Origin of the sequence: Stenomitos frigidus ULC18 (assembly GCF_003003795.1) — a bacterium.
Classification (GTDB): domain Bacteria; phylum Cyanobacteriota; class Cyanobacteriia; order Leptolyngbyales; family Leptolyngbyaceae; genus Stenomitos; species Stenomitos frigidus_A.
Genome location: NZ_PVWK01000118.1, coordinates 25,182 through 49,108, shown reverse-complemented (window position 1 = coordinate 49,108; position 23,927 = coordinate 25,182). Strand labels below are relative to the sequence as shown.

General features: G+C 51.5%; 19 protein-coding genes. 7 read left to right on the top strand and 12 right to left on the bottom strand.

The features are described 5' to 3' along the window. Nucleotides 1-717: 717 nt before the first annotated feature. The 6 genes from C7B82_RS21580 to C7B82_RS21555 all read right to left on the bottom strand — a co-directional run bounded on the left by C7B82_RS21580 (nt 718) and on the right by C7B82_RS21555 (nt 8,417). Nucleotides 718-2,022, bottom strand: coding sequence for a glycosyltransferase family 4 protein (locus C7B82_RS21580; protein ID WP_106258485.1), 1,305 nt, complete (start codon nt 2,020-2,022; stop codon nt 718-720). A gap of 76 nt (nt 2,023-2,098) precedes the next feature. After that, entirely contained in the window at nt 2,099-3,466 is a 1,368-nt protein-coding gene (locus C7B82_RS21575; protein WP_106258483.1) for an oligosaccharide flippase family protein, read from the bottom strand. Between the two features lie 34 nt (nt 3,467-3,500). Next, nucleotides 3,501-4,808, bottom strand: coding sequence for a glycosyltransferase (locus C7B82_RS21570; RefSeq protein ID WP_245940033.1), 1,308 nt, complete (start codon nt 4,806-4,808; stop codon nt 3,501-3,503). A gap of 262 nt (nt 4,809-5,070) precedes the next feature. Continuing rightward, on the bottom strand, nt 5,071-7,320 hold the full coding sequence (locus C7B82_RS21565) for a glycoside hydrolase family 57 protein (protein WP_106258479.1): 2,250 nt from the start codon (nt 7,318-7,320) through the stop codon (nt 5,071-5,073). A 77-nt stretch (nt 7,321-7,397) separates the two neighbouring features. Continuing rightward, nucleotides 7,398-7,640, bottom strand: coding sequence for a NifU family protein (locus tag C7B82_RS21560; RefSeq protein WP_106258478.1), 243 nt, complete (start codon nt 7,638-7,640; stop codon nt 7,398-7,400). 126 nt (nt 7,641-7,766) lie between these two features. After that, entirely contained in the window at nt 7,767-8,417 is a 651-nt protein-coding gene (locus C7B82_RS21555) for a DUF3386 domain-containing protein (protein ID WP_106258476.1), read from the bottom strand. Nucleotides 8,418-8,639: 222 nt separating this feature from the next. Here C7B82_RS21555 and C7B82_RS21550 point away from each other — a divergent pair, with 222 nt between their 5' ends. Continuing rightward, nucleotides 8,640-9,059, top strand: a complete 420-nt coding sequence (locus tag C7B82_RS21550; protein WP_106258475.1) for an acyl-CoA thioesterase — start codon at nt 8,640-8,642, stop codon at nt 9,057-9,059. Here C7B82_RS21550 and C7B82_RS21545 read toward each other — a convergent pair. From C7B82_RS21545 to menA, 3 genes are read right to left on the bottom strand one after another with little or no spacing between them, the layout of a single operon-like run. After that, nucleotides 9,022-10,611: a 2-succinylbenzoate--CoA ligase gene (locus C7B82_RS21545; protein ID WP_106258473.1), complete on the bottom strand. Its 1,590-nt coding sequence runs from the start codon at nt 10,609-10,611 to the stop codon at nt 9,022-9,024. The genes C7B82_RS21550 and C7B82_RS21545 overlap by 38 nt on opposite strands. Beyond that, the gene (locus C7B82_RS21540; protein WP_106258471.1) at nt 10,596-11,630 is read right to left on the bottom strand and encodes an o-succinylbenzoate synthase; all 1,035 of its coding nucleotides are present in this window, start codon (nt 11,628-11,630) and stop codon (nt 10,596-10,598) included. Before C7B82_RS21540 ends, C7B82_RS21545 begins: the two co-directional genes overlap by 16 nt. Continuing rightward, nucleotides 11,631-12,593: a 2-carboxy-1,4-naphthoquinone phytyltransferase gene (menA, locus tag C7B82_RS21535; RefSeq protein ID WP_106258470.1), complete on the bottom strand. Its 963-nt coding sequence runs from the start codon at nt 12,591-12,593 to the stop codon at nt 11,631-11,633. 158 nt (nt 12,594-12,751) lie between these two features. Between menA and C7B82_RS21530 the strand changes: the two genes are divergently transcribed. The 4 genes from C7B82_RS21530 (at nt 12,752) to menB (ending at nt 17,919) form a co-directional block, all read left to right on the top strand. Next, nucleotides 12,752-14,311, top strand: coding sequence for an isochorismate synthase (locus tag C7B82_RS21530; RefSeq protein ID WP_245940032.1), 1,560 nt, complete (start codon nt 12,752-12,754; stop codon nt 14,309-14,311). A gap of 104 nt (nt 14,312-14,415) precedes the next feature. Next, nucleotides 14,416-15,222, top strand: a complete 807-nt coding sequence (locus C7B82_RS21525) for a Uma2 family endonuclease (protein ID WP_106258466.1) — start codon at nt 14,416-14,418, stop codon at nt 15,220-15,222. 36 nt (nt 15,223-15,258) lie between these two features. Next, nucleotides 15,259-17,031 (top strand): 2-succinyl-5-enolpyruvyl-6-hydroxy-3-cyclohexene-1-carboxylic-acid synthase, encoded by a 1,773-nt coding sequence (gene menD, locus C7B82_RS21520; RefSeq protein WP_106258465.1) that lies wholly within the window; start codon nt 15,259-15,261, stop codon nt 17,029-17,031. Between the two features lie 54 nt (nt 17,032-17,085). After that, nucleotides 17,086-17,919 (top strand): 1,4-dihydroxy-2-naphthoyl-CoA synthase, encoded by an 834-nt coding sequence (gene menB / locus C7B82_RS21515; RefSeq protein ID WP_106258463.1) that lies wholly within the window; start codon nt 17,086-17,088, stop codon nt 17,917-17,919. A gap of 26 nt (nt 17,920-17,945) precedes the next feature. Here the strand turns inward: menB and C7B82_RS21510 are convergent, their stop codons facing one another. Further along, complete coding sequence (locus C7B82_RS21510; protein WP_106258462.1) at nt 17,946-19,379, bottom strand: caspase family protein; 1,434 nt, start codon at nt 19,377-19,379, stop codon at nt 17,946-17,948. Between the two features lie 360 nt (nt 19,380-19,739). Beyond that, complete coding sequence (locus C7B82_RS21505; RefSeq protein WP_106258460.1) at nt 19,740-20,153, bottom strand: thiol-disulfide oxidoreductase DCC family protein; 414 nt, start codon at nt 20,151-20,153, stop codon at nt 19,740-19,742. A gap of 240 nt (nt 20,154-20,393) precedes the next feature. On the opposite strand from C7B82_RS21505, the gene C7B82_RS21500 reads away from it, so the two are divergent. After that, nucleotides 20,394-22,082: a potassium channel family protein gene (locus C7B82_RS21500; protein ID WP_106258459.1), complete on the top strand. Its 1,689-nt coding sequence runs from the start codon at nt 20,394-20,396 to the stop codon at nt 22,080-22,082. Between the two features lie 11 nt (nt 22,083-22,093). Here C7B82_RS21500 and dprA read toward each other — a convergent pair whose 3' ends face one another. Further along, nucleotides 22,094-23,224 carry a DNA-processing protein DprA gene (gene dprA / locus C7B82_RS21495; RefSeq protein ID WP_106258496.1) on the bottom strand — a complete coding sequence of 377 codons (1,131 nt, stop codon included), beginning with the start codon at nt 23,222-23,224 and terminating at the stop codon, nt 22,094-22,096. Between the two features lie 199 nt (nt 23,225-23,423). On the opposite strand from dprA, the gene C7B82_RS21490 reads away from it, so the two are divergent. After that, the gene (locus C7B82_RS21490; RefSeq protein WP_245940031.1) at nt 23,424-23,921 is read left to right on the top strand and encodes a GNAT family N-acetyltransferase; all 498 of its coding nucleotides are present in this window, start codon (nt 23,424-23,426) and stop codon (nt 23,919-23,921) included. Nucleotides 23,922-23,927 lie beyond the last annotated feature (6 nt).

Here is a 23,927-nt window from a genome sequence, read left to right as displayed (position 1 = left end):
TCGCCTGGCAAAACTGTCCAACTCTCGAGGACCTGCGCCAACTGCTCTCCTCAAAACTCGATGCGATCTCCTCTGAAACGATTGCGTCGTTGACCGCCTACAATTTCATTCTCGAAGCCCTATTTGGCGCAGCTTCATATTAAAACGGTATGAGCAACACGAGCGGTTTCTTCAGGCACTGGAGGGATCGATTGGGGTTGAAGCGACATGGCAATGGCTCCTCGTTTTGAAGCTCTTTTATTCATGCTCGCTAAACCCAGCACCCAGGTCCAACCAGTTCAGTTTTTCTACAGATTTCACTGGTGCCTCTCCCCTTGTTGCCAATGAGCATCGGTGACATTGTCCTTGTGGTGTTAAGCAATGTTTCGCCAACGGTATCCTAAAGGGGGGGACTTAAGCCCACGACTACTAGGATGATGAAAGAGGGATAGTGACTATGAGTCTCCTTTACATCTGTGCGATACTCTCCATGATTCCCAGGGCTTGTAAGTACTACCCCACTTGTTGTTCTACAGAGCACCACTGTTAAACAACAAACAGACTTCAAAGCTGAATTAGCAGGCTTTGTAGATTGACAGGTTTTGTAGCGTGGTTACGAGCCCAGATCCCAATCAGGTCGGGGGGTCTGGGCAGAAGATGAAGTGCGGTTAGCGCTCCAACCGATTGTCAGAGGGCTGGGCATTCGTGAGTCAACGTCCAATGTCGATGCATTGTCCATCAACCCTTGCTGTGAGACCAGCGTGCTAACGTTTCCTTGTAGAAGTCTATCGACTGTTGGGCAACTACGACTGGTGAAAACCGCGCAGCGCAGGACTCAGCCGCTTGATGACCAAGCTTAGCCGCTAACTCTGGGTCTTTCAGCAGGTGGCGCAACTGCACTGCTAGATCGTCTACATCACCCGTTTGAAACAGTAGTCCAGTCACTTCATCGGTGATAATTTCGGGAATGCCCCCCGCACGTGCCGCCACGATCGGGCAACCTAGGCTCAACGCCTCCAGTGCCGTGTAGGGAAAATTATCGTAACGGGAGGCTACTACCGTAATTTGAGCTCGCCGACGCAATGCTGTTAACGCGGAGGGTGGTTGCTGCCCCAACAGCTCAACCGTTCCTGTTTCAAGCGCTCCAGGCAAGCGATCGCGCACATATTCCTCAAGCTGCCACGTGCGACCCGCTGCATCCGTATAGCCACGATCTGGCCCTAGAAAGACGAGTCGGGTATTGGGACAGTCTTGTAACACTTGAGCGAAGGCATCAATGATGAGATCACCACCTTTGTGACGATCAAAGCGACCGATAAAGCCAATGACATTTGGCTCGCAGGACTGAGCCTGCCAGCGCTGCTCTGGTGGCGTCGGAGCAATGGGACAGGGAATCACAACTGCCTGTTCCAGCGGGAGTTTGTAATATTCACGCGTCTGTTCCAAAACATCCTGCGAATCGGCTGTAATTGAAAATGCGTTAGCGATCGCCGTCCCCTCATCCCGCACCCGGCGCAAGAAATTATCCTGTTGCGACGCTTCTACTTCCCTACCATTGAGAAACCAGGGACCGTGGAGGCGCATCACGATTGGAATAGGCAGACGATTGCGCAAAACTTCAGCCAAGCCAAAGCTTTCTTCAATTTCGAGCAAATCCAAGCCTGGACCAGCCGTTAAGGTTTCAATGCCCCTACATACCCCACGAACAAAACAATCCCTGAAAACCCTTTCTCGGTCTATGCGTGCGACGACAGTATCACTCAAACGGCCTATGATATCACTTGGGCGACGACGGGACGATAGTTCAAGCACGTTCGGACTATCGCTTGTAGCCGAGTGTTCCAGGTGATAGGTCAGGACGTGTGGCTGGTGGCCGAGTTCACGCATGCCTTTGGAGATCGCTGCGACGTAGGTGATAATCCCATTGGCAAACGTTTCGGTTGGCCAGCCTGGGGTAAAATAGCCGACAGAAAGTTCATCACTGTTACGCTTTTGTGGAGATACAGGCGCAGTGCTTCTGTAGTTAAATGGACGTTCTTGCATATGCTTGACAGGGGTTTAAATCGAAATTTTTTCAAATTGATTTTTTTGAAAGCGACGATCGCTCAAGTATCCGTGATCAAGCGCCAGCACCAAAGCTACCAAACGGTGAACCAGAGCCTATGCTAATACGAATCGCAATCACTAAGCCTAAAAGAGCTAAAAATAAGGCTGTCATCGATAGATCTTGTCGCAGTGCCAGGAGCTTTTCGCGCCAAAGCCCATACATCACTACAACCCAAATGGGAACATTGCTGACAGCAACCGCTAAAACTGCCCCCACTTCGTGCAGGGGAGAGTGAAAGCCAAAAGGAATACCAATGGCATAGCAGAGGAAGCTTAGGAACGAGCCAAACGTCCAGTAGTTTGGTTTTCCCAGTGCCCACAAGCCTTGATCGATAGTTTGGATCAACACCAAAGGCCACATCCCTATGGCTAGCATCGGAAACATCCAGCTTGCTGCCGTATAGCGATCGTCATACAAAGAGCTGATGATTAAATCTCCTAACCCGACGATGAGGGCATTAGCGACTGCTAATGCAATCAACATGGGTCGACGGTGCTCAACAATCTTGGCACGAAATTCTGATCGGGGGAGATCAACAAATTTTGAGTACGCGGGGTAAATCACCTTGGTAGCCACTGCGAAGACGATAGAGCGTGGAACCTCGGCCAATGTAAGGGCGATACCATAAACTCCCAGTTGTTGCAGTGTGAAAAGTTTCCCAAGAATCAATCGATCAGTCGAAGACGATAGGAAAAAAATAGCTGTAGAAAGAAAAATCCATTTACCAAACGAAAGCAATTCTTTGACCGCACTAGGGTCCCAGGTAAAACGGTTACGTATTTCCCCATTGAGCCGATGGCTCAGAATTGTCTGAATTACTGATGCAACCAGACCGCCAGCAATCAGTGATAGCACTGATGGACTGAGCCAAGCCCAAACTAATGTCACGATCAGCGCTATTAGCTGCCCACCCAACTCAAACAAAGTAATGTACTTCAGGGCTAAGTGGCGATTCAGCGTTGAGAGAGCCGTTGAACCAAAGCCCCCAATTAAGGTACTGACTCCGACTAAAGGGATCAGCCATAAGAGCCGTGGCTCATGGTAAAACTGGGCAGACGGATAAGCAATACCGAGACAACATAACCATAGGACTACTCCCCGCAGAACCTGTAACGTCCAGGCTGTGTTGAGAAAAGTCGGATCGTCTCCACGCTTACTTTGAATGATGCTAGCGTTCAGGCCCAAATCAGAGAACAAGTGTAACCCGGCAATCAGGATACCGACCAACGCCATCAAGCCAAACAGTTCGGGAAAGAGTAGCCGTGTAAGTATAAGGTTGCTACCGAAACGCAAAATTTGACTGCTTCCATAGCCGAAGATCGTCCAAACTGCACCTCGAATGGCTAGCTTCTTAACGGATGGAGTACTGGTGGATGACATGAATACCTATGCTTGTGGTTCAACGGACATGAGGCTATGGGTGACTGACTGGGGTCGTTTGCCTAAGGTTGACACGCTTTAAGGGTTCAACAGCTTGGTCTTGCGGTAATTGTTCAATATTGAGCCGAAACAGGGCCGCTAATTTGCTGGCTTCGATCGTTGCGCTATGACAACTTGCAACCCGTTCAGCACCAATATTCCCCATTTCCTCTAGTTTTTCGACAGGTGTTTGAAGTGCTTTTTGCATAGCGATGACGAGATCTTCAACAGAACCAGGAGGAACCAACCAGCCACAGGCTTCGGGCTCAATTAGTTCTGGAATGCCAGCTACATAGGTGCTAATGACGGGACGCCCCAGAGCCAGTGCTTCCATGATCACGACTGGTAAACCTTCGGCAAAACTAGGAAGTACGAGTGCCCGAGCTGCCAGGATCGCCTGACGTACCTGGGTGCCACTAGCCCAGCCCGTAATTTTTACCCGATCGTGCAAAGCCAGGTGCTTGATTAAGATTTCGAGTTCGCCCCGTAAAGGTCCATCCCCGACGAGAACCAGTTTGAAGGCCACGCCCTGCTGCATCAACTGACTGGCCGCTTCAAGTAACAGCAGTTGCCCCTTTTCAGCGCAAAGACGACCAACGCAAACCAAACTGGGCTCTGAAGCGGGAGCTAAAGGAGCGGGGGCGGACGCAAGAAACTCAGAATCCACCCCACAGTGAACAAGATGGATTTTTGACCAGTCTGTTAATGGGCACCAGCGATAGAGTTGGCTTCTCCCAAAGTTACTGATCGCGACAACGAAGGCAGCTCGTGCGACTTTTTGGACTAGCGAGATGGCTTTAACTTTGTCAAACTCTTCTGGCCCATGCACCGTAAAGCTGTAAGGTGGCCCACCCAACGCATTGCAGAGCAGCGCTACAGTCGTGGAATTGGTGCCAAAATGAGCGTGAACATGAGCAATGTTAGCTTGATCAAACCAGCCTAAGAGGACACAGGCTTCAGCTAAGTAAGCGAGGTGATGGAGTAGCCCCCGCTCAGCTGCCCGGCTTAGCGTTAGAGTCAGCCCTAACGTTTGCAGAAAGCGAACTGGACGGGTGCTGGCAACCCGGAACAAACTCGTCAGCAAGCCAATGCCCCCAACACCGAGTACGAATCGAGTCCGGCTTAGCTCTTGCTGATCAGCTGGATCGATCAACTCAGCGCTACAGGAACGGATGGAAAACCGCTCGACTTGCAGACCATGTGCTTCAACAGCAGCAATTTCTCGCCGAATAAAACTATGGCTGACTTTAGGATATTGGTTAATCAGGTACGCGATCGTTTGCGGCATTTGGAACTGGAGCACCGTTCAGGGCAAGAGGGTAAATCTAATATGAATGAATGGTTCGCGAACCGGGTTGATCGAGCAGTGCCTTTACTAATTCTTATTTGTTAATTCTGAATTATCCAAGCAGGAGTGAAGATTAAATGAACTTCGCTGAAATACTCTACGAAACTACGCACAATCGTGTTTAAGCAAACAGTTGCCTACTGAGCCTGGCCTACTACTACCTCATACAACAGGCTTTAACCGGAACAGTAACATTCCCTCGCATGCCTGAATTTCGTTACGGAACGCCGATCGGCACCAACGCATTTTCCGGCAAATAGCTGCGGTAGCGCCCGCCATCTGATAGCACCAGCGCTAATTGCAGCGACCAGTCGGGCTGAATTTGCAAATCGGCCCAAGGCACAGCTAACTCTACACAAGTATCCAAACCAATCTGAGCGCGCGTCATGCGTGATTGCCAACGACAGTCTGCTTCGGCTTCTTGGAACCAGAGCGTCTTAGTGAACAAATTAACGCCTAAATGGTGATGGAACAGATAGTTGAGTGGTGCTTCGTCAGGCAATTCCACTAGCGGTACGGGGCTATTATGCATTGTCTGGTTTGGGTAAAACCAAAGTAGATTTAGTTCTGGCGGGAAGTCAGTGCCCGGTTTAGCGCCAGCCTTAAAGTCCAGCCGCAGGTAAAAGTTCAGGTGATCAACCCCATACCAAAGGCGCTGAATGGCACTACTGCGATGCATGGTGCCTCGTGCCCCGCCAATCTCAATCCGGCCTGCCTTGTCCCAATCTTGTTCATCGCCACGTCCGTCAATAAACGGATGGATGAAGCTTTGGGGCGCATGATCGCCACTACCTGTGTGTGCTTCTAGGGGACGATGCACACTGTCAGGCACTGGTTCATTCAACGCTTGATAGATGGCCGCGACATGTTCTCGAAACAGTTGATCGAAAATGGCGTCCTGGTTCGACGAGTGTCCTTCGCCAAACCACCAGAACCAGTCTGAACCTTCAGCGGCGTAGAGCGCTTCCCACACAGCTGGGTTAGCCTCTTCGGTTGCTTCAGGATGGTTCGCCAGAACCTGTCGCGCTTCTGTGAGTAGATTCCAGGCACGATTTTTAGCCGGATCGCCAATCCAGGTTGTGAAGTTGCCATCAACCCACGAGCCGCTGTGCAGCTGGGCGGCAGGGATGGTTTCAGTGGGCGGGAACTCGTCCAAAAATTCGGAAACTGTCACGAGTTTAATGTCGGACGTATGGCTGAGGGTTTCATAGAGCGATCGCAAAAACGGCATGCCATCTTGCGGGTAGTATTCCCAGCAGTTTTCGCCATCCAGTGCGATCGTTACTAGCCAGGGATCATCCAGAGCGGTGCTGCCGCTTGTTTGGTGGGCTTTCAGTGAACGCGCGATCGCTTCCATGTGACCGATTAAATCGCTGGCCGCCTGTTTGGGTTCCATCGTGCCGTAGGTGAAGCCAATGAGATCCGACAGTCGGTGATCGCGGAAGACGATCGACAGATCGCCAGCCGCTGTCTCCAAGCGATAGGGGCGATACAGCAGGTGCGGTTCAGACACATTGCCCGATCCATCCCGATGGAAGAAATGCTTGATACTCCAGCCCAGCACTGCTTCATCTGAACAAAGCCACTGAAAGCCTTCCTTGGCGATCGGGTTGAGCACCGCCGGACTGACGGATTGTTCTGAAGGCCACAAGCCACGGGGCGATCGACCGAAGCGCTCCAAATACATTGCCCAGGCTTTCTGCAAGTGACGTGGTATATCTTCTGCCCACTGAAAGCGCTGCTGTGGCAATATCATGTTGGGTACTGCCACCCGCCCAGCATCGGTATCTGCTAGCAGCGGCAAGATGGGATGAGTGTAGGGCGACGTGATGACTTCTAACTGCCCGCTATCCTGCATTCGGCGATGTTGCGGCAGAATGCGGCTGAGAATCTCTCGTTGTTTGGCATAAATACGCTGGCGATCGGCCAAGGTAAACCCTTTACCTTGCTCTAGCCAGCGAGCGATTTCTGGATCATCCCAAAAGAGCGGATCAATCCAGGCGAGATTGTGCCATGCGAGTAAATCGCTAAAGTCTTGTAAAGACCAGTTCTCCAGGCACCAGGCTCGTCCTTGATCTTGCCGTTGGTAATAAAGCTCGGCGTAACGGGCGTGAGGATCAATGAGCGTGTGGTGATTGCCGTCAAAGAAATGCTCAACGACAAACTCTTTTTGCTCTGGTTGCAGTTGCTCTGTAGGCAACAGCGCTGCTGTTAGATAGGGATCAAAAGCAGTGCCAGCGACATAATCCTCAATTTGTAGGATCAATGACGGCACTAAATTAACCGTTTGATGCAGCTTGGGGTACTGTTCGAGCAGCAGCACCAGGTCAAGGTAGTCTTTTGTGCCATGTAAACGAACCCACGGCAAGCGATACTGCCCAGCCAGCAACGTTTTGTGTTCAACTCGGCTTTTGTAGAGGGGCTGATGCTGGTGCCAGACGAACGCAACGTAAAGGGGATGGGGCATAACAAAGTTATGAGTTTTAAGTGATGAGTTTTGAGTTACGAGTCAATTCAAAACTTAAAGCTCATAACTCATAGCTTTTACATAACTTGCTCAATTTCGGCAATTTCAGGGATGAATTCGCGCAGGCGGCGCTCAATGCCCATTCTCAACGTCATGGCAGAACTAGGGCAAGAGCCACACGCACCTTGCAGGCGTAGTTTGACGATCGGACCATCAATTTCCACTAGCTCGACATTGCCTCCATCTGCCATCAGGTAAGGGCGCATTTCATCCAAGACTGTTTCGACATTCACTGTAGTCAGTTCTAACGTTTGAGACATAATTCACCTGTTTGATTCTGCTGCTTGATGATCTAGTTTGATCCTAGCGGGAATTGGTTAAGGAGTGCGGGATGAAAAGACAGCCTCCGCGTAACGATTCATCCCTTAGACCCATTCCTGCTGCGTTTATACGGCGACAGGTTCCAACAATTTAATGTGGGAGAAGCCATACTCCGTCACGATCAATGCACCTTGTTGATCTTCTTTAATGACGCGACGAGTCAGGATGTAATATTTGCCAATTTTCTCGTAGGTGTCTTCAGACTGGCTGGAGCCCTTCAGTTCACCCGTTTTCGCATCGTGGTAAACGGAGTCGTAACGCTCAGCAAGGTAGCCTTCGCCCGTGCCGATCGTGCTGAATGTGTTGATCGTGACGACGACACCATGAATGTGGCGATGCACCAGGGAAACTTCATTGTTACGAACTTTGTAGCCATCGCCCATCGCCTTGCCACTGACTGAAATCGCGATCGCTCCCGTTTCATCGGTTTCGCCCAGTTCAAAGACATTCTTACCGTGGGTTTCTTCAAACGGCTTGCGAACGCGGTGAACCGCAATTTCCCACACCTGACCTTTGATGAGTTCGTTGGCTTTCTCATCTGAGACATCAGTAATCTCATAGGTGAGATCGTGGTCAATGTGAGCTTTGCCTGTGTAGAGCTGGTCGCCCTGCTTAACAGTAATGTCGGTGCTATAGCCGGGAAAACTGGAGTCCCAGGTGTAGCGATTTTCGTAGGCAGCCCGGAATAACTCACGAGCGGACAGTGTTTCTGTCATGCAATTCTCCTTGCTTCGACATCCACTCTCTAGTGTAGGAGTTTTAGGGGCGATGTTGTTGCGTGGACCGAATTAGAGCTTTGGAAGTAGAGATTGGGGAGGAGGGAGCATGGGATGAGAGGATGGGAGTAGTGCAGAGGACGTTTTGAGGTTTGCATTGCTATTGACTGCTGACGTCTGGATTCTGATCCCTCACCCCTCACCCCTTACCTCTCACCCACTATGCCCTTTGTTTATCAGCGGACGGTTCGGTTTAGCGATACGGATGCGGCTGGAGTTGTTTACTTTGCGAATGTCTTAAGCATTTGCCATGAGGCGTATGAGGCTTCCCTTGCCGCAACTGGGATTGATGTGAAGGTCTTTTTTGGGGGTGTTGCGGTGGCGATACCGATCGCTCATACCAGCGGCAATTTTTTTCGTCCCATGGCGTGTGGCGATCGCCTGGAGATTCATCTGATCCCAAAATTATTGCAAGACAGTGAGTTTGAGATAGCTTACGAGGTGTTTTTGGAAAATCAGCTTGAGCGATCTGTGAGCAATGCTTCTACACGCCACGTTTGCATTGATCCCGCGACCCGCAAGCGTCGATCGCTGCCAGCAGAGGTCAGTCAATGGTTGCTGCAGTGGACAACCAGGCTTTAGCGATCGCCTCTACATGTGGTCGATTCACTTTGCCTTGAGCATTGCGGGGCAGCTGGTCAACCGTAATCCAGTGTTTAGGACACTTGAACTTGCTCAGTTTATCGTTTAACGCAGCCTGGATCGTGACGGTTGGGGTCGCAGCATTGATGGGGACATAAACGGCTGTGATGGCTTGCCCCCATTGGCGATCGCTGACCCCAATCACGCAGATATCTTGCACGAGAGCCGTCGATCGAATCGCTGCTTCGACCTCCGCAGGAAACACATTCTCGCCACCTGTGATGATTTTGTCGCTTTGCCGTCCGACGATGTGCAGGTAGCCGTTGGTGTCGAGGTAACCGAGATCGTCGGGTTGGAAGCTTGGGGGTGGGGGGGGGGTGGCTTCGACGGGAGCGCTCAGCCGAACGGTATGGTGTGTGAGGGATAGGGGGGGGAAGTAGCCCCAAGATAGTGATGCTGCCTGGATAGTGACGTTGCCAATTTGGTCAGCCTTGAGAATTTCGCCGGAGGTGTCTCGAATGGTGATTTGGGCGTGAGGTAAAACCTGTCCAGAGTTTGTATACCCATTGAGAAAGTCGTCTGGTTTGAGGGTCGCAATTTGGGACGCAGTTTCGGTCATGCCATAGGTGGGAGCAAGTCGGATGCGATGGTTACGAGCGCGATCGAGTAAGTCTGACCAGGCTGGTGCGCCGCCAAGTAGGACGGTGTGGAAACGGGATAACCAGGTAGGAGAGTTTTGAGTAGCTCTTCGTGCCAACAAGCTAGAGAGCTTTGAGTTTTGACTTCTGGTGCCTACCTTCTGACTCTTAACTTCTGACTCCCGATCATCCCCTAATCCGTCATGATTCAGCAGTCGCTGAAGCTGCGTAGGCACTAGGGATAGAAAAAACGTTTCGGGGTCGATGAGACCACGATCGCCTGCTTCAACTGCTTTGAACGGCAATATGACTAAGTGACCGCCTGTAGTGAACGATCGCAGAAACTGCATCAACCCGCTGACGTGGTAGAGCGGCAAGACACAAAACGAATTGATTTGATCGACTCCGAAATACTCACGAAAACCCTGAACAGAGGCCATCAATGTTTCCCAGGTATGAATGACAAAGCGGATTTTGCCTGATGTGCCGCCAGTGGGGATCAGGATATGGGGTGTCGGGTGTCGGGTGTCGGGTGTCGGGTGTCGGGTGTCGGGTCTTTTGAGTTCAGAACAAGCGGCGGCTCCCCCTGCTCCCCTCTCCCCTCTCCCTGCTGCTGCTTCTCCCCAAAGCAAATCTGGCTGCATTAACTTCCACACTTGATGCCATTCAGCGTCTACCCAGTCGGGGTTGGCGAGAACAATGTTGCAGTTGCCAACATAGGCAGCGACAAAGTAAACAAGAAACGCCAGGGGATCGCGTTCTGCTAGGAGGATGGTGAGGGGTGTATCGCTGTTAGGGCGCGATCGCAACTCCCCCAAGAGGCGCTCTACCAAAGCAAAAAACTCCTGACTGTCGTAGCCAACGAGCCAATCATCTCCAGATCGTTGCCTGAGGTGGGTTAAAAGGTCTGCCATAGCTGTTCAAAGTCGGTGGTGGCGGCATCATCAAACCAGTGCGTGGTACCGTAGCCCATTGCCCGATCGGGATTGCCTAATGTCTCCGCCAGTCGTAGCCCTGCTTGTCGCCCGATCGCAGTTTCCAGTGCTGACGAAAAAACGGCATCGATCGCGCAAGTCTGACAAAACTGGCGCAGACGGAAAGGTGAACCGACGATCGCGGGCTTGATCACAAAAATGCCTCGCCAACCATTGTCATAGCAAGCTTTTAGCTGGTCGAGCCTTGCTACAGATTCATCCAGGGCGATCGACGTGCGATAGTGCTGGCTCAAGTCCTGCATGGCTTGAAACTGCGCTATGGCTAACGGTTGCTCGATATATTCGATCGTTACCGGTACGTCTGGATTCGCCGTGATGGTATCGCACTGTTGTAGCCATGCAGCTGCGTCATCAGTGCTAAGTCCAGCATTGGCGTCTAAACGTAATTTTGCTGTTGTAGGCAGGTTTCGAGTCAGGATATGAAGGATCTCAAGCTCAATGGCGATCGCCTCAACCCCAATTTTCCACTTAAAGGTGCGAAACCCTTGTTCCCAAAGTGGCCTCCAGGTGTGTAGCGCGGCTTCTCCTGCTGGTAGGAGGGCGCTGTAGGTAAGAGAACGGGAGTGGGGAGTGTTTAATGAGGAATCTTGATTCCCTGTGTTTTGCTGCTTAAGCCATTCCGTAGGGCGACTGAACTGAGATGCGATCGCTTCCCAAGCTGATTCAAAGGCAAATTGACAGCAGGGTAGTCTGTCAGGAATCGAGAGAATGCGATCGTTGGAAAGCTCTGATGGCAGTTGCTGGCAAAATTCCAGGGCTTGCTCGATCGTTTCGGAGCCAAACCAGGGAATAGGTGCTATTTCGCCCCAACCGACGTTTCCGGCTTCATCAGTCAACCGCAGAATGATGCCATCTCGCACGGCCCAGGCACCATGATTGGTTTGGAGTGCTTGCTTGAAGTGCCGTCGGTAGGGGCGAAATTGCCACTGGTAGAGCATTTAAGCTGGCAGGACGGTTCCCAGACCCAGAAGTTGCGGGAGAACGAAGCCAAGACCCAGAAAGATGCCGCTCCAGAAGTGCATCGCGACGGCAATAAACTTGCAATTACTCACCTTTTCGGGCTTGTTGTGGGTTGCACCGACGTGTTTACAGAGTTTGAAGGCGATCGGCAAACTGGCAAACACCAGTAGCGTCGTTACCGGAAAAACGCCCAGCCACACGCATACTGCCGTCAACGCAAAAATGCTACCCGTCAGCCAGGGCAGCAGTTGAGCCGCACGCTGAGTACCGAGACGGACGATCGGCGATCGTTTGCCTACTGCCGCATCATCCGCTTCCTGGTGAAAGTGGGAACAAAACAGAATCAGGCTGGTGGACATGCCCACGATCGTAGAAGCCGCAAAGTTTGTGCCCGACCACGCTTGAGTTTGGCTGTAGTAAGCGGCTGCAAATGCCAGTGGCCCAAACGCGAAGAAACAGAGGATCTCACCCCATCCCTGGTAGCTGAGACGGAAGGGTGGCCCCTGATAGATATAGCCCAGGATGCAGCACAGGAGGATAATGCCGACAACGGTCAAATCTTTTTGCATCGCTGCGATCGCGCCGATGCCAAAGAGCCCCGTGGCAAGGCATAAATTCCCCAGCCAAAAAATCAGTGACTTGTTGTGCGTCAAGTGCACTAGCGAGTGGGATTTGTGGATGTCGACGCCCGTTTCTGAGTCGAACACATCATTTGCCAGATTTTCCCAGGCGAGGATAAGAATGGCAGCAAAGACGAAAATCGCGAAGATACCCGTCTGCAAGGTTTTAGTTTCGGCAACGGCGATCGCGGTACCCACTACAATTGGCATAATTGCCACACTGTACATCGGTGGTTTAATCGCTGCCAGCCACAGCTTTTTTTGCGTTCCTGGAGTTTTTGCCAAAACATTCGCTGAGGCACCAGCCGCTTTTGTTGTCATTTTTCAAGCGTTGAAAATTACATTCGGTTCTGAGAAGCTTACTCATTCTACGATCCAGTGGATCGAGCACCGATTTTCACCGTCCAGACTTCAAATTTCGCAACATTTCAGCAAGGGGTTAAGGAGTGTAGATTGCTTCCGTTCTGCGGTCGGTTGAGATGTCAGAATCAAGAAGTCGTCCGTCAGGAGCCAGGAGTCAGAAGTCAGGAGTCAGAAGTCAGTTTCATCCCTTAACCCTCCTCCTTTATCCCTATAGCCTTTCCATGACCGTTACACCTCGTCGCACTCATCTGTTTCAAAATCGTAGAGAACTACACCAATTTTTACGTCCTTATAAACAGGTTGCACAGGAGAAAAAACAGTCACAGATTGTTAGCATTTCTGTAGAGGTTAATGCTATTGATCCACTCGTTTTTTTACAGGCATTTGCAAAAGCCAATCAGCTTAGTTTTTATATTGAAAAGCGAGAATTTGGACAAGAAATTTATCCTGAGAATGGCATTGCGATCGCAGCGATCGGTGCTGTTTCGCAATTAACGGTGAGTGGTGAAACCCGCTTCGCAGCGGCCAAGCAATTTGTGCAATCGACGCTTGCCAAGACGACCGTCTGTGGCAATGCCCATCTGCCCTTGGCTGGGCCACATTTTTTCTGTAGCTTTACCTTTTTTGAGCATTCTGAGCCGCAATCGTCGTTTCCGGCTGCTACCGTCTTTTTACCGCAGTGGCAGGTTGCTTGTGATCAACAGTCTCATGGAGAACAGCGCTGCCTGGTGGTTGCCAATGTGATGCTACATGCAACTACAAAGCTCGAAACAACCGTTGATGAGTTGTATCAGACATGGGAAAAAATACAGTCAATTCACCACACTTTGCTGATGCCTGCGATCGATCAGCGAGAATTGCTAAAAGTTTGTGATGTCGTCGCAACTCAGCACTTTAAGCAGTCGGTGCGATCGGCGTTGGCATCGATTCAGCAAGAGACCTTCAACAAAATTGTGTTAGCTCACGCGGTGGATGTGGTGTCGCCGCTCCCCTTCGATCGTGTTGCGTCCCTGCATAAGCTCCGCCAACTGTATCCAGGCTGCTACGTTGTTTCAACCAGCAATGGCAGAGGGCAACAGTTCATCAGTGCAAGTCCAGAACGCTTGGTGAGCTTGCGAAACGGTCATCTAGAAACGGATGCGCTAGCCGGTTCAGCCCCGCGCGGGCAAACCACCTGTGACGATGCCAGACTGGCAAATCGACTGCTGACTAGCGCGAAGGAACTGCACGAACATCGGGTTGTCAGTCAGTTTATTCATCAACAGTTGGCTCAATTGGGCTTAAAGCCGCAGTATTCACCGCTGCGTCTCTTGCAGTTGTCAAACATTCAGCATCTGCAAACACCCATTTGTGCCGCCGTTACACCCGGCATTCACCTCTTAGACGTTGTAGCCGCACTCCATCCCACACCAGCCGTGGCTGGGATGCCTCGCGAAATTGCCTGTCACCAGATCCGCCACTACGAAACCTTTGAGCGATTGCTCTACGCGGCCCCGATCGGCTGGGTCGATCACAACGGAAACGGTGAGTTTGCGGTAGGCATTCGCTCCGCATTAATTGATGGACGCCGTGCCAGACTTTACGCAGGTGCAGGTATTGTGGCAGGATCAGACCCCGATCGGGAATTGGCAGAGGTGCAGTTAAAGCTCCAGGCGTTGTTGCAAGCACTTGTGTAAGACAGAGACGTGGGGAAATGTTGGATTTGTACTAATGCTCACGCCTCACGGCCCACCCCCGCCAAAGACTAGACTGAAGTAAGACGCGATCGCCCCTAACGACCATGACTTCTTTCGCTGAACTGCCAAACTCGGCTACGAAACTGCCTGACCATACCCAACTGCCAGAGTCGGACGGTACGTTTGTAAAAAATTTTCAGGAGCATCCGCAAAGCCTTTTGCTTACCGACTCCATTACGTCAAAGCTAGACGCACTGCATCCCGACGCACAATACTGCATTGGTCGAGATAGCGGTATCTATTGGCGCATCACGGAGCCACCGGAACGAGGAGCCGAATCGCCTAACTGGTTTTATGTGCCTAACGTGCCACCAACTTTAAACGGTACGTTTCGGCGATCGTATGTACTCTGGCAAGAATATATTGCGCCCTTAATTGTGCTGGAATTTGTTTCTGAAAGCGGTCCCGAAGAGCGTGGCAGAACGCCGTGGACAGGCAAATTTTGGATCTACGAGCAGGTGATTCGTCCTGCATTTTACGGCATTTATGAAGTGACAAAAGCCAAGGTTGAGGTTTATCACCTGGTCGAAAGGCATTACCATCTGCTGCCTGCGAACGATCGTGGACATTACCCAATCACTCAGATGAGTGTAGAACTAGGCATCTGGCAGGGGCAATACCTTAATCTAGAGTTGCCCTGGCTGCGCTGGTGGGATGATCAAGGCAACTTGCTGCTGAACGGGCAAGAGAAGGCCGCCCTGGTAGACGCGCGCACAGACCAGGCAGAGCGTCAACTAGCACAGGCAGAAAACCAACTAGAAAAGGCGGAAACCCAACTAGAGCAAGAACGTCAGCGGGCAGAACGGTTAGCGGCATTGCTGAGAGCGCAGGGGATTGACCCGGACGTATGATGCGATCGCGACTGGTTGATCAATCTCAGTGTTTGTATGCCCATTGATTTTACGAATACGAATCTGGTCTGGACTTCGATCTTGGCAGAAACACTATATCGCTTGGGTCTAACAACCGCGATCGTCTGTCCCGGTTCGCGATCGGCTCCATTGGCGATCGCGTTTGCCAATCATCCCCACATCGAAGCCATTCCCGTACTGGATGAGCGATCGGCTTCCTTTTTTGCGTTAGGCATTGCTCGTCAAAGCCATCGTCCTGTGGTGTTGCTTTGCACCTCTGGCACCGCAGGCGCAAACTTTTATCCGGCTGTGATCGAAGCGAAAGAAAGTGGCGTGCCGCTGATCATTTTGACGGCCGATCGTCCACCAGAGCTACGAGATTGTAATGCGGGACAGGCGATCGACCAGCACAAGCTCTATGGCTCCTTTCCCAACTGGCAGACCGAACTGGCGATTCCCGCGGTCGAACAATCAATGCTCGCATATCTGCGACAAACCATCATGCACGCCTGGGGAAAAGCCCTTTACCCCGTTCCCGGAGTCGTTCACCTCAACCTTCCCTTCCGCGAACCTCTCGCTCCGATACCTCAACCACAGGCCCAGGCGATCGCTGCTAGTTTTGACACCGAAGCTTTTTTTGCGTCTGTGATGCCGTTAGTAGCGGTCAGCGGTCAGCGGTCAGCAGTAGCGGTCAGCGGTCAACGGTCAGCGGTCAGCAAACCGTCTCCCATTGACCTCGCGCCTCGTGGCCTCATTCTTGCTGGCGGGGCACAACCGCAATCACCAGAAGACTACTGTTGTGCGATCGCTCACCTTTCCAAAACCCTTGGTTATCCTGTTCTGGCTGAGGGTCTTTCGCCTCTGCGAAATTATGCTGTTCTCAATCCCAATCTGATTACGACCTACGATTTGATCTTGCGTAATTCGGTGCTGGCAGAAAAATTGGTGCCTGAAACGGTGATTCGTGTGGGAGAGATGCCGACCAGTAAACAACTCCGCACCTGGTTAGAAAAGACACAGCCCCGACAGTGGGTGATTGATCCTGATGGGCGCAACCTCGATCCACTACACGGCAACACAACGCATCTGCGAATGTCGATCGCGGCCTTCCTCGAAACGCTTCCACAGCCTGCCGAAACACCAAACGCCTATCGCCATTTGTGGTGCGCTATCGAAGCGAAAGTGAGACAGACTCTAGACCAAACAATGTGCGAAACCGACACTCTTTTTGAGGGTAAAGCTGCCTGGTTGCTGTCTCAAGTGTTGCCCAAACGCACGCCGTTGTTTATCAACAGCAGTATGCCGGTTCGTGATGTCGAATACTTTTGGGCACCTGGAGATTCGAGAGTGCAACCGTTCTTCAATCGAGGTGCAAATGGCATTGATGGGACGCTTTCCACAGCGTTGGGAATCGCCCATCGGCAGCAAAGTAGCATCATGCTGACAGGTGATCTAGCGCTACTGCATGATACAAACGGCTTTTTGCTGCGCAATCATTTCGCTGGACATCTGACGATCGTTCTCATCAATAACAATGGTGGCGGGATCTTTGAAATGTTGCCGATCGCCCCCTTTGATCCACCCTTTGAAGCCTTCTTTGCCACACCACAAGCGATTGATTTTGCCAAGCTCTGCGCCACTTACGATGTGGCATATGAGCACGTTACGAACTGGCAGCAGCTAGAACAACGCCTCAATCCATTGCCTACAAAAGGCATTCGAGTGTTGGAGCTTCGCACCGATCGTAAAGCCGATGCCCAGTGGCGACAGCAGCATTTGGGTGCGTTTGCCGCTAATATCAGCATCTAATGGTCAGTTTTCAGGATTCAGCCATCAGACCAACTCAAAACTCAAACCTTCCTCATGCAAATTGATTGGCAAAGCGTCAAAACCTACGAAGACATCCTCTATCACAAAGCCGATGGGATTGCCAAAATCACCATCAACCGTCCCCATAAACGCAATGCGTTCCGTCCTAAAACGGTGTTTGAGCTTTATGATGCGTTTGCGAATGCTCGCGAAGATACCCGGATTGGAGTCATTTTGCTGACGGGAGCGGGGCCACATACGGATGGCAAGTATGCCTTTTGTGCGGGTGGCGACCAGAGTGTGCGCGGTCATGCAGGCTACGTTGGCGAAGACGGTGTGCCACGCCTGAATGTGCTGGATTTGCAGCGGTTGATGCGATCGATGCCCAAAGTGATTATTGCACTGGTTGCAGGGTATGCGATCGGGGGTGGTCACGTGCTCCACATTCTTTGCGATCTCACCATTGCAGCGGATAACGCGGTTTTTGGGCAGACAGGCCCTAAAGTGGGCAGCTTTGACGGCGGGTTTGGTGCCAGCTATCTATCACGCATTGTCGGGCAGAAAAAGGCACGCGAAATTTGGTACCTCTGTCGCCAATATTCAGCCACGCAAGCGCTAGAAATGGGTTTGGTTAACTGTGTGGTGCCAGTGGAGCAGCTTGAGGCAGAGGGCATTCAATGGGCACAAGAAATTTTAGAGAAAAGCCCGATCGCCATTCGCTGTTTGAAAGCTGCCTTCAACGCCGACTGCGATGGTCAGGCTGGCTTACAAGAATTGGCTGGCAATGCCACGCTACTCTACTACATGAGTGAGGAAGGTGCAGAAGGCAAACAGGCATTCCTAGAAAAACGATCACCCGATTTTCGTCAATATCCGTGGTTACCGTAAGCAGCACCGCTCACAAGGCTGACTCGTTATTTTTTAGTCAGCCCTTTCACTTCGCGCACATAAGGTGTGGTTGAGACTAGACACTCGGCGACCAGTCCTGAGCGATCGACGTCGTTTTTGGCCCACTGCCAGGTGCTTTTGCGATCAGTCACTTCTGTAAACGTGCCATCAATCTTGAGCTGCTCCTGCGTGGCATCAATATAAACGCCATTATCACGGAAGGAGAGCGTGCTCACCGTGATCTGCTGATAACCAGACGGCTTGGTGGGAGCGTTGACCAATTTAATACAAAAACGCCCATTCATACTACTAATTTCGCGGTAAGACTGGTTGAACAGCGAGACGATAGCAGCATATCGTCCGATGCGAGGAAGGCGTTGGTAAAAGTTATTTTTAATGCTAAAAGTATTGGGCGATGGAACCGGTGGCAATGATGGTGATGGGGTTGTTTTAGACCATGTTCCAGCCCATAGTTCATCCCATCGCTGGGGCGTCGTTAGGTACGGTGACACCACTTGATAAAGGGTAATACCTGCAAGCCCGATGGCCAGCGTGACGAGACTCGCTGCAACTGCCTGCAAAACTTTGCTGGGTAAAACCTTATTGGACTGTTGCGCCGCAAGGTCAATCGCCGGAGCAATATTTGACTCTAAATGGTTCGGCTCAGCTTTGGCCATAGCAGGCTTTTGCTTACCGGCACGAACTGTGACCGGATCGATCGTTTGCGGCAACAGCATAGCCTCTGGTCGTATCGGTGCATTGACGCTAAGACGAGGCGATTGGGATGGTTGACTGTGGCTCAGATTGACCTGTGGCAGGCGATTGTACAAATACTGAAACAGTTCCGCTACCGTTGCATCCGGTTTACGACCCTTCACCTGCAACCCTTCTAGCAGCACATGGGCAAAGGCACCCAGCTGGACTGCCTCAAGTTCTTGCGCTGTCTCACCAAAAGCCGTGGAGAAGAGGGTAATAACACCATTAGGGTCAGTACCAAAACCCTGCCCAAACTTCTGATCTTCAGTACGACAAGCATCTAAAAATAAAACGATCTGCTCAGTGCCACTACGGCTCAGGCAGTCTGCTAGCGCATCCATTGTAATGGCCGTTGTTTCTGCCGCTTCCGGTTCGACATCGCTGGGCAGCAGATAATCGGCATTGGCATACTGCAACCCATACCCACTGAAGAAAAACCAGAGCGTATCGCCCTGCTTGAGAAAGGGGGCCGCAAACCGCAGCTCAAGAAATCGCCGTAGATTGGCAACCGTTGGCTGCGTGGAAATAGAGACGCCTTCCAGCACAATTTCGGGAGCATGATCAGAAAAGTAATAAACCTGATCAAAGCCAGCATCGTTCAAAAGAAACGCTCGGATTGCTTTGGCATCGCGTTCTGCAAAACGAAGAGGTTGCAGACGCTTGTACTGATCGATGCCAACCACGATCGCCCACTTCTTTGCCATCTCTCTTCCAATCCATAGGGTACTGCACAAGTATCAAGTGAGACCTTTGACCTGCTGCAATCGTCCTTTCATCGCTTTGGCAAAGTGGTCTAACCCGGTTAAGGTCAGATCAAACCAAAGCACTGACTCGTTTTAGCACGCCAAATCCACTAAAAAACCAATGCACCCTACGTATCACATATGTATGAGTTAGTACATAACTCATTCACATGCCATCAGTTTTCAAAGTTCACTGCGGAAATCCGGATATTTTTAGCAGTCAAGCTAATATATTGTGCCGGCAGTCTAAAGGAAGCTTGGTGCTTTAAAAAGCACCGTCCCTAGCCACGATCGCTCAAGCACTGTTATAGCTCAATCATCTTACAAGCGACAATCATTGGAGACGCAAGCCGCAGGGTACAGCGGTTGGTAGGTGCGATCGCGCTTGCCAAAGAGAGTGTAGCGGTTGTCGCGGATTTGCGCATAGGCACGATCGCCCGTCCACTTGACTCCTGGCAAGGCGCGGTAGGCCGAGACGAAGACATGACCCAGCGGCAGCAAGCGGCCAATTTCTTCTGCAGCATCACTGCCTTGCCAGCGTTGCTCTGGGGCTGCCGCGTTGATTAAAAGCATGCCCTGCTCACAATCTTGAGGCGTAATACCAAACTGGCTTAGCGCTGGCTTGTCTTGCATGGGGATGTACTGAAACTGCTCGCCCTTGTCTAAACGCTCTAAAAGCTGAACCAACGTTGCGCAAAGATTGCAGTTGCCGTCGTAAATAACGTAGTAAGTCATAGCTTAGATAAGAATGCAGGAGTCAATAGCTAGGAGTTAACGGTCAGTGGTGAGTAGTCAGTAGCTAGTGGTCAGCAGTCAGTGGTCAGCAGTGAGAACTTAACTGATCCCCACTTCCTACTCCCCATTTCCTTCTTCCTCTTATGTTAACGGTGTTTTCAGCTACAGTCCGGACGACAGCCGCGATCGACAATGAAGGATTAATCCCGACTGTTCGATGCCCGATCGGCATTTTCAAGCATGAAACCGCACATTATTGTTTGTGGTTTGGGTTCAACTGGGTACAAAATTCTCTGTTTACTCAGGCAACAGGGAGCACATGTTGTGGGGATTCACAACCGCCCGCTTGCCAACGAGAAAGAACAGATTATCGTTGGCGATGCTCAATCTGCTGCAACTCTGATGCAAGCGGGTATTCGAGACGCCCAAACGCTGGTGTTGACGGATAGCGACGATGGCTTAAATTTGGCTGTTTTAATGCAAGCGCGGGTGCTTAATCCCCGTATTCGCATTATCAATCGGCTCTTCAACACTAGCCTTGGCGATCGTCTCGACACGACCTTGCCTGATCACATCAGCATGAGTGTGGCGTCTCTGGCAGCGCCCATTTTTGTTTTCGCAGCACTGGGTAATGCGGCGATCGGGCAACTGCGTCTCTTCAAACAAACCTGGCCGATTCATGAAGAGTACATTGAGGACGCTCATCCCTGGCTGGGAAGAAAGCTGAGTAACCTGTGGGAAGACCGCGATCGCATGTTGATCTATTACTTGCCCGTGGATAGCAAGGTGGATTTAGTTTCGGCGATCAGCCGCGGTTACTGTCTTCAAGCGGGCGATCGGCTCATTATTGGTACCAGGCCAAGCGTGCGTACGGCTCAGCATTCGCTCATGCGAAAAATCGCGAGATTGGCGCTGGGGCTGAAATATCTGCGGGAACACAGTCGGGCACTGCTAGCTGGCGCGCTGTTGCTGCTGGTAATGATTCTAATTAGCACGGCGACCTACACCTCGTCTGTCCTGCACATCAATCCGATTGACGCGCTCTATTTCTCCGTTGGGATTATCACTGGCGCTGGCGGCAATGACATTGGGTTGGAACGGGCTCCCGACGATCTAAAGCTCTTCACCGTGATCACCATGCTGGTAGGCGCGGCCATCATTGGTATTTCCTACGCACTGCTGAATGATTTTGTCCTGGGCACCCGGTTCGATCGCTTTTGGGACGCTGCCCGTGTGCCCCGTCGCCATCATTTCGTCGTTTGTGGGCTGGGTGGTGTGGGGGTACAAATTGTTAGCCACCTCCATAGCTGTGGGCATGAAGTAGTGGTCATTGAACAAGACCCCAACTGCCGCTTTCTCAGCACGGTACGGGCGATGAAAATTCCCGTCATTCAAGGGGATGCAACCATGCCCGCGACTCTAAAAGCCGCGAATTTTGAGCAAGCTCAGTCACTACTAGCGGTGACTAGCAATGATACGGTGAATCTAGAAATTTCCTTGAATGCCAAAAGTCTCAACCCAAAGACTTCAGTGATTGTGCGCTACCAAGATCCAGAGTTTGCCTGGATGGCGCAATTGGTGTTTGAGTTTGACGCCGTGTTCAGCCCTGCGGAACTGGTCGCTCCAGCGTTTGCGGCGGCTGCCTTGGGCGGACGTATTCTCGGCAATGGCATGACCGCTGATAGCCTCTGGGTCGCGTTGGCAACGTTAATTACGGCTGGGCATCCGTTTTGTGGCAAGCGTGTACAGGATGCTGCGATCGCTGCTGATTTTGTACCGCTTTACATGGAAACCCATAGTCAAACCATTCACGGTTGGGATTTACTCAACGTCTGCCTGAGCGCTGGCGATGTGTTGTACCTGACGATGCCAGCCAGTCGCTTAGAACAACTCTGGCGATCGCCCTCGACGATGACGCGATCGGCGTAAAGCCTACATTTCTACTGTCGCTGATAGCGCATACCGGGTTGTTGGGAGACTAAGCCCATGAGTTCAAGCTGCAGCAGTGCACTGGAAACAGACCCTGCCTGAAGTTGAGTTTGCTGCACGATGAAATCAAAGGGTAAGGCTTCAGCCTCGTTTTCCTGAGAGAAATTCGTCAGAATTTGTAGGACTTTCTCTAATTCGGGTTCCAGGTTGAGCGGGAGTTGAGTTTGCTGGGTTGGTGTGGGTGGTACAAGTTGCGGCAGGCTGCCCAACATTTCGAGTAGGTTTGCTTCGCTGAGAATGACTTGCGCACCTTTGTTGAGAAGCTGGAGGCAGCCGCTCGCCTTGGGATTATCCAAACTACCCGGCAACACATAGACATCGCGACCATAGTCATTCGCCATGTGTGCCGTAATGAGTGCGCCCGATCGCATGGGGGCTTCCATCACGATCGTGGCACGGCTGAGCCCAGCAATGATGCGATTGCGGCGAGGAAAATGAGTACGATCGGGCTGCGTCCCAGCAGGGTACTCGCTCAGCAAGAGACCATGCTCAATCACCTGCTGATGTAAATGACGATTTGACCAGGGATACACGACATCAACACCCGTGCCCAAAACCGCCAGAGTACGACCGTTCAAGCTGATACAACTGCGATGTACTTCTGTATCAATGCCTTCTGCGAGCCCAGAAACAACGGTGAAACCGCTCTGTGCCAGCGTTGTCGTCAAGCGGCGAGTCCAGCGCCTACCATAGTCAGAGGGATCGCGAGTGCCGACGATCGCCACCGTTGGCGTTGTACCCTGATTTTCCAGCAAGTCAACGGTGCCTCGATAATACAGTAGCGAGGGTGGGTCAGGCGTCTCCAGCAACAGGCGAGGATAGGCAGCATCGGCAGGTGTCCAAAAGTTGGGATTCTCGCGCTCATGTTGTTCTAAGAGTGCTGCTGGCTCAAGCTTTTGCCGCTCTGCCACAATTGTGTCTGCCGTTTGAGTGCCAACGCCTTCCACCTCCACCAACGCCGAAGTGCTGGCTTCCCATGCGGTGACCAAAGAGCCAAAGTGCTTCTGCAATCGCCTGAGCAAAACGGGACCAATGCCACTAAGCTGTGACCAGGCAAACCAAAAAGCACGTTCTTCTACCAATGTTCTCTCCTCGCGTGATACCATTCCCTGACGGAATTTGAAGGCTGAAACTACTAAACCTCAATCATCCTGGACGTGATGATGTGATCATTCCAGTTTTTCCAGCGACCCCTGTCAAAGCAAGGTACAGTTTTGTGAAGACGGCACTATCGATCATCCGTTATACTCTCTGCCATGGGTTTTCAACACGTTTCCACGCTTGAGGCTCACATTGAGTGATCGGCGATCGCTGGTAGCAGTCATTATGGACAATTTGGTGATCAAAATTGCAGATTTTTCGCTCGACTTTCCGGCGATTCAGCACATTCGGTCTGTTGTTTTCCAGATTGAGCAGGGCGTTGCCGCTGAACTGGAGTTTGATGGTCACGATGGGGCAGCCGATCACCTGTTAGCGTATCTGGATGGTCAACCAGTCGGTACGGCGAGAATCCGCAAGCTTGACCACAACACGGCTAAAGTTGAGCGCGTTGCCGTGCTTAAATCAGCACGAGGGTTTGGTATTGGCAAACGCATCATGATCGAAGCGCTAGCCTTTTTAAGGAAAGCACACGTTGCTGAAGTCTGCATTCACGCTCAAGAGGCTGTACGAGATTTTTACCAGCGACTAGGGTTTAAGCCAGAGGGCGAAATTTTTTTTGAGGCGGGGATTCCCCATGTCAAGATGAAAAAGCTGTTAACGAGCCAGACTGGACGGTGATCGAAA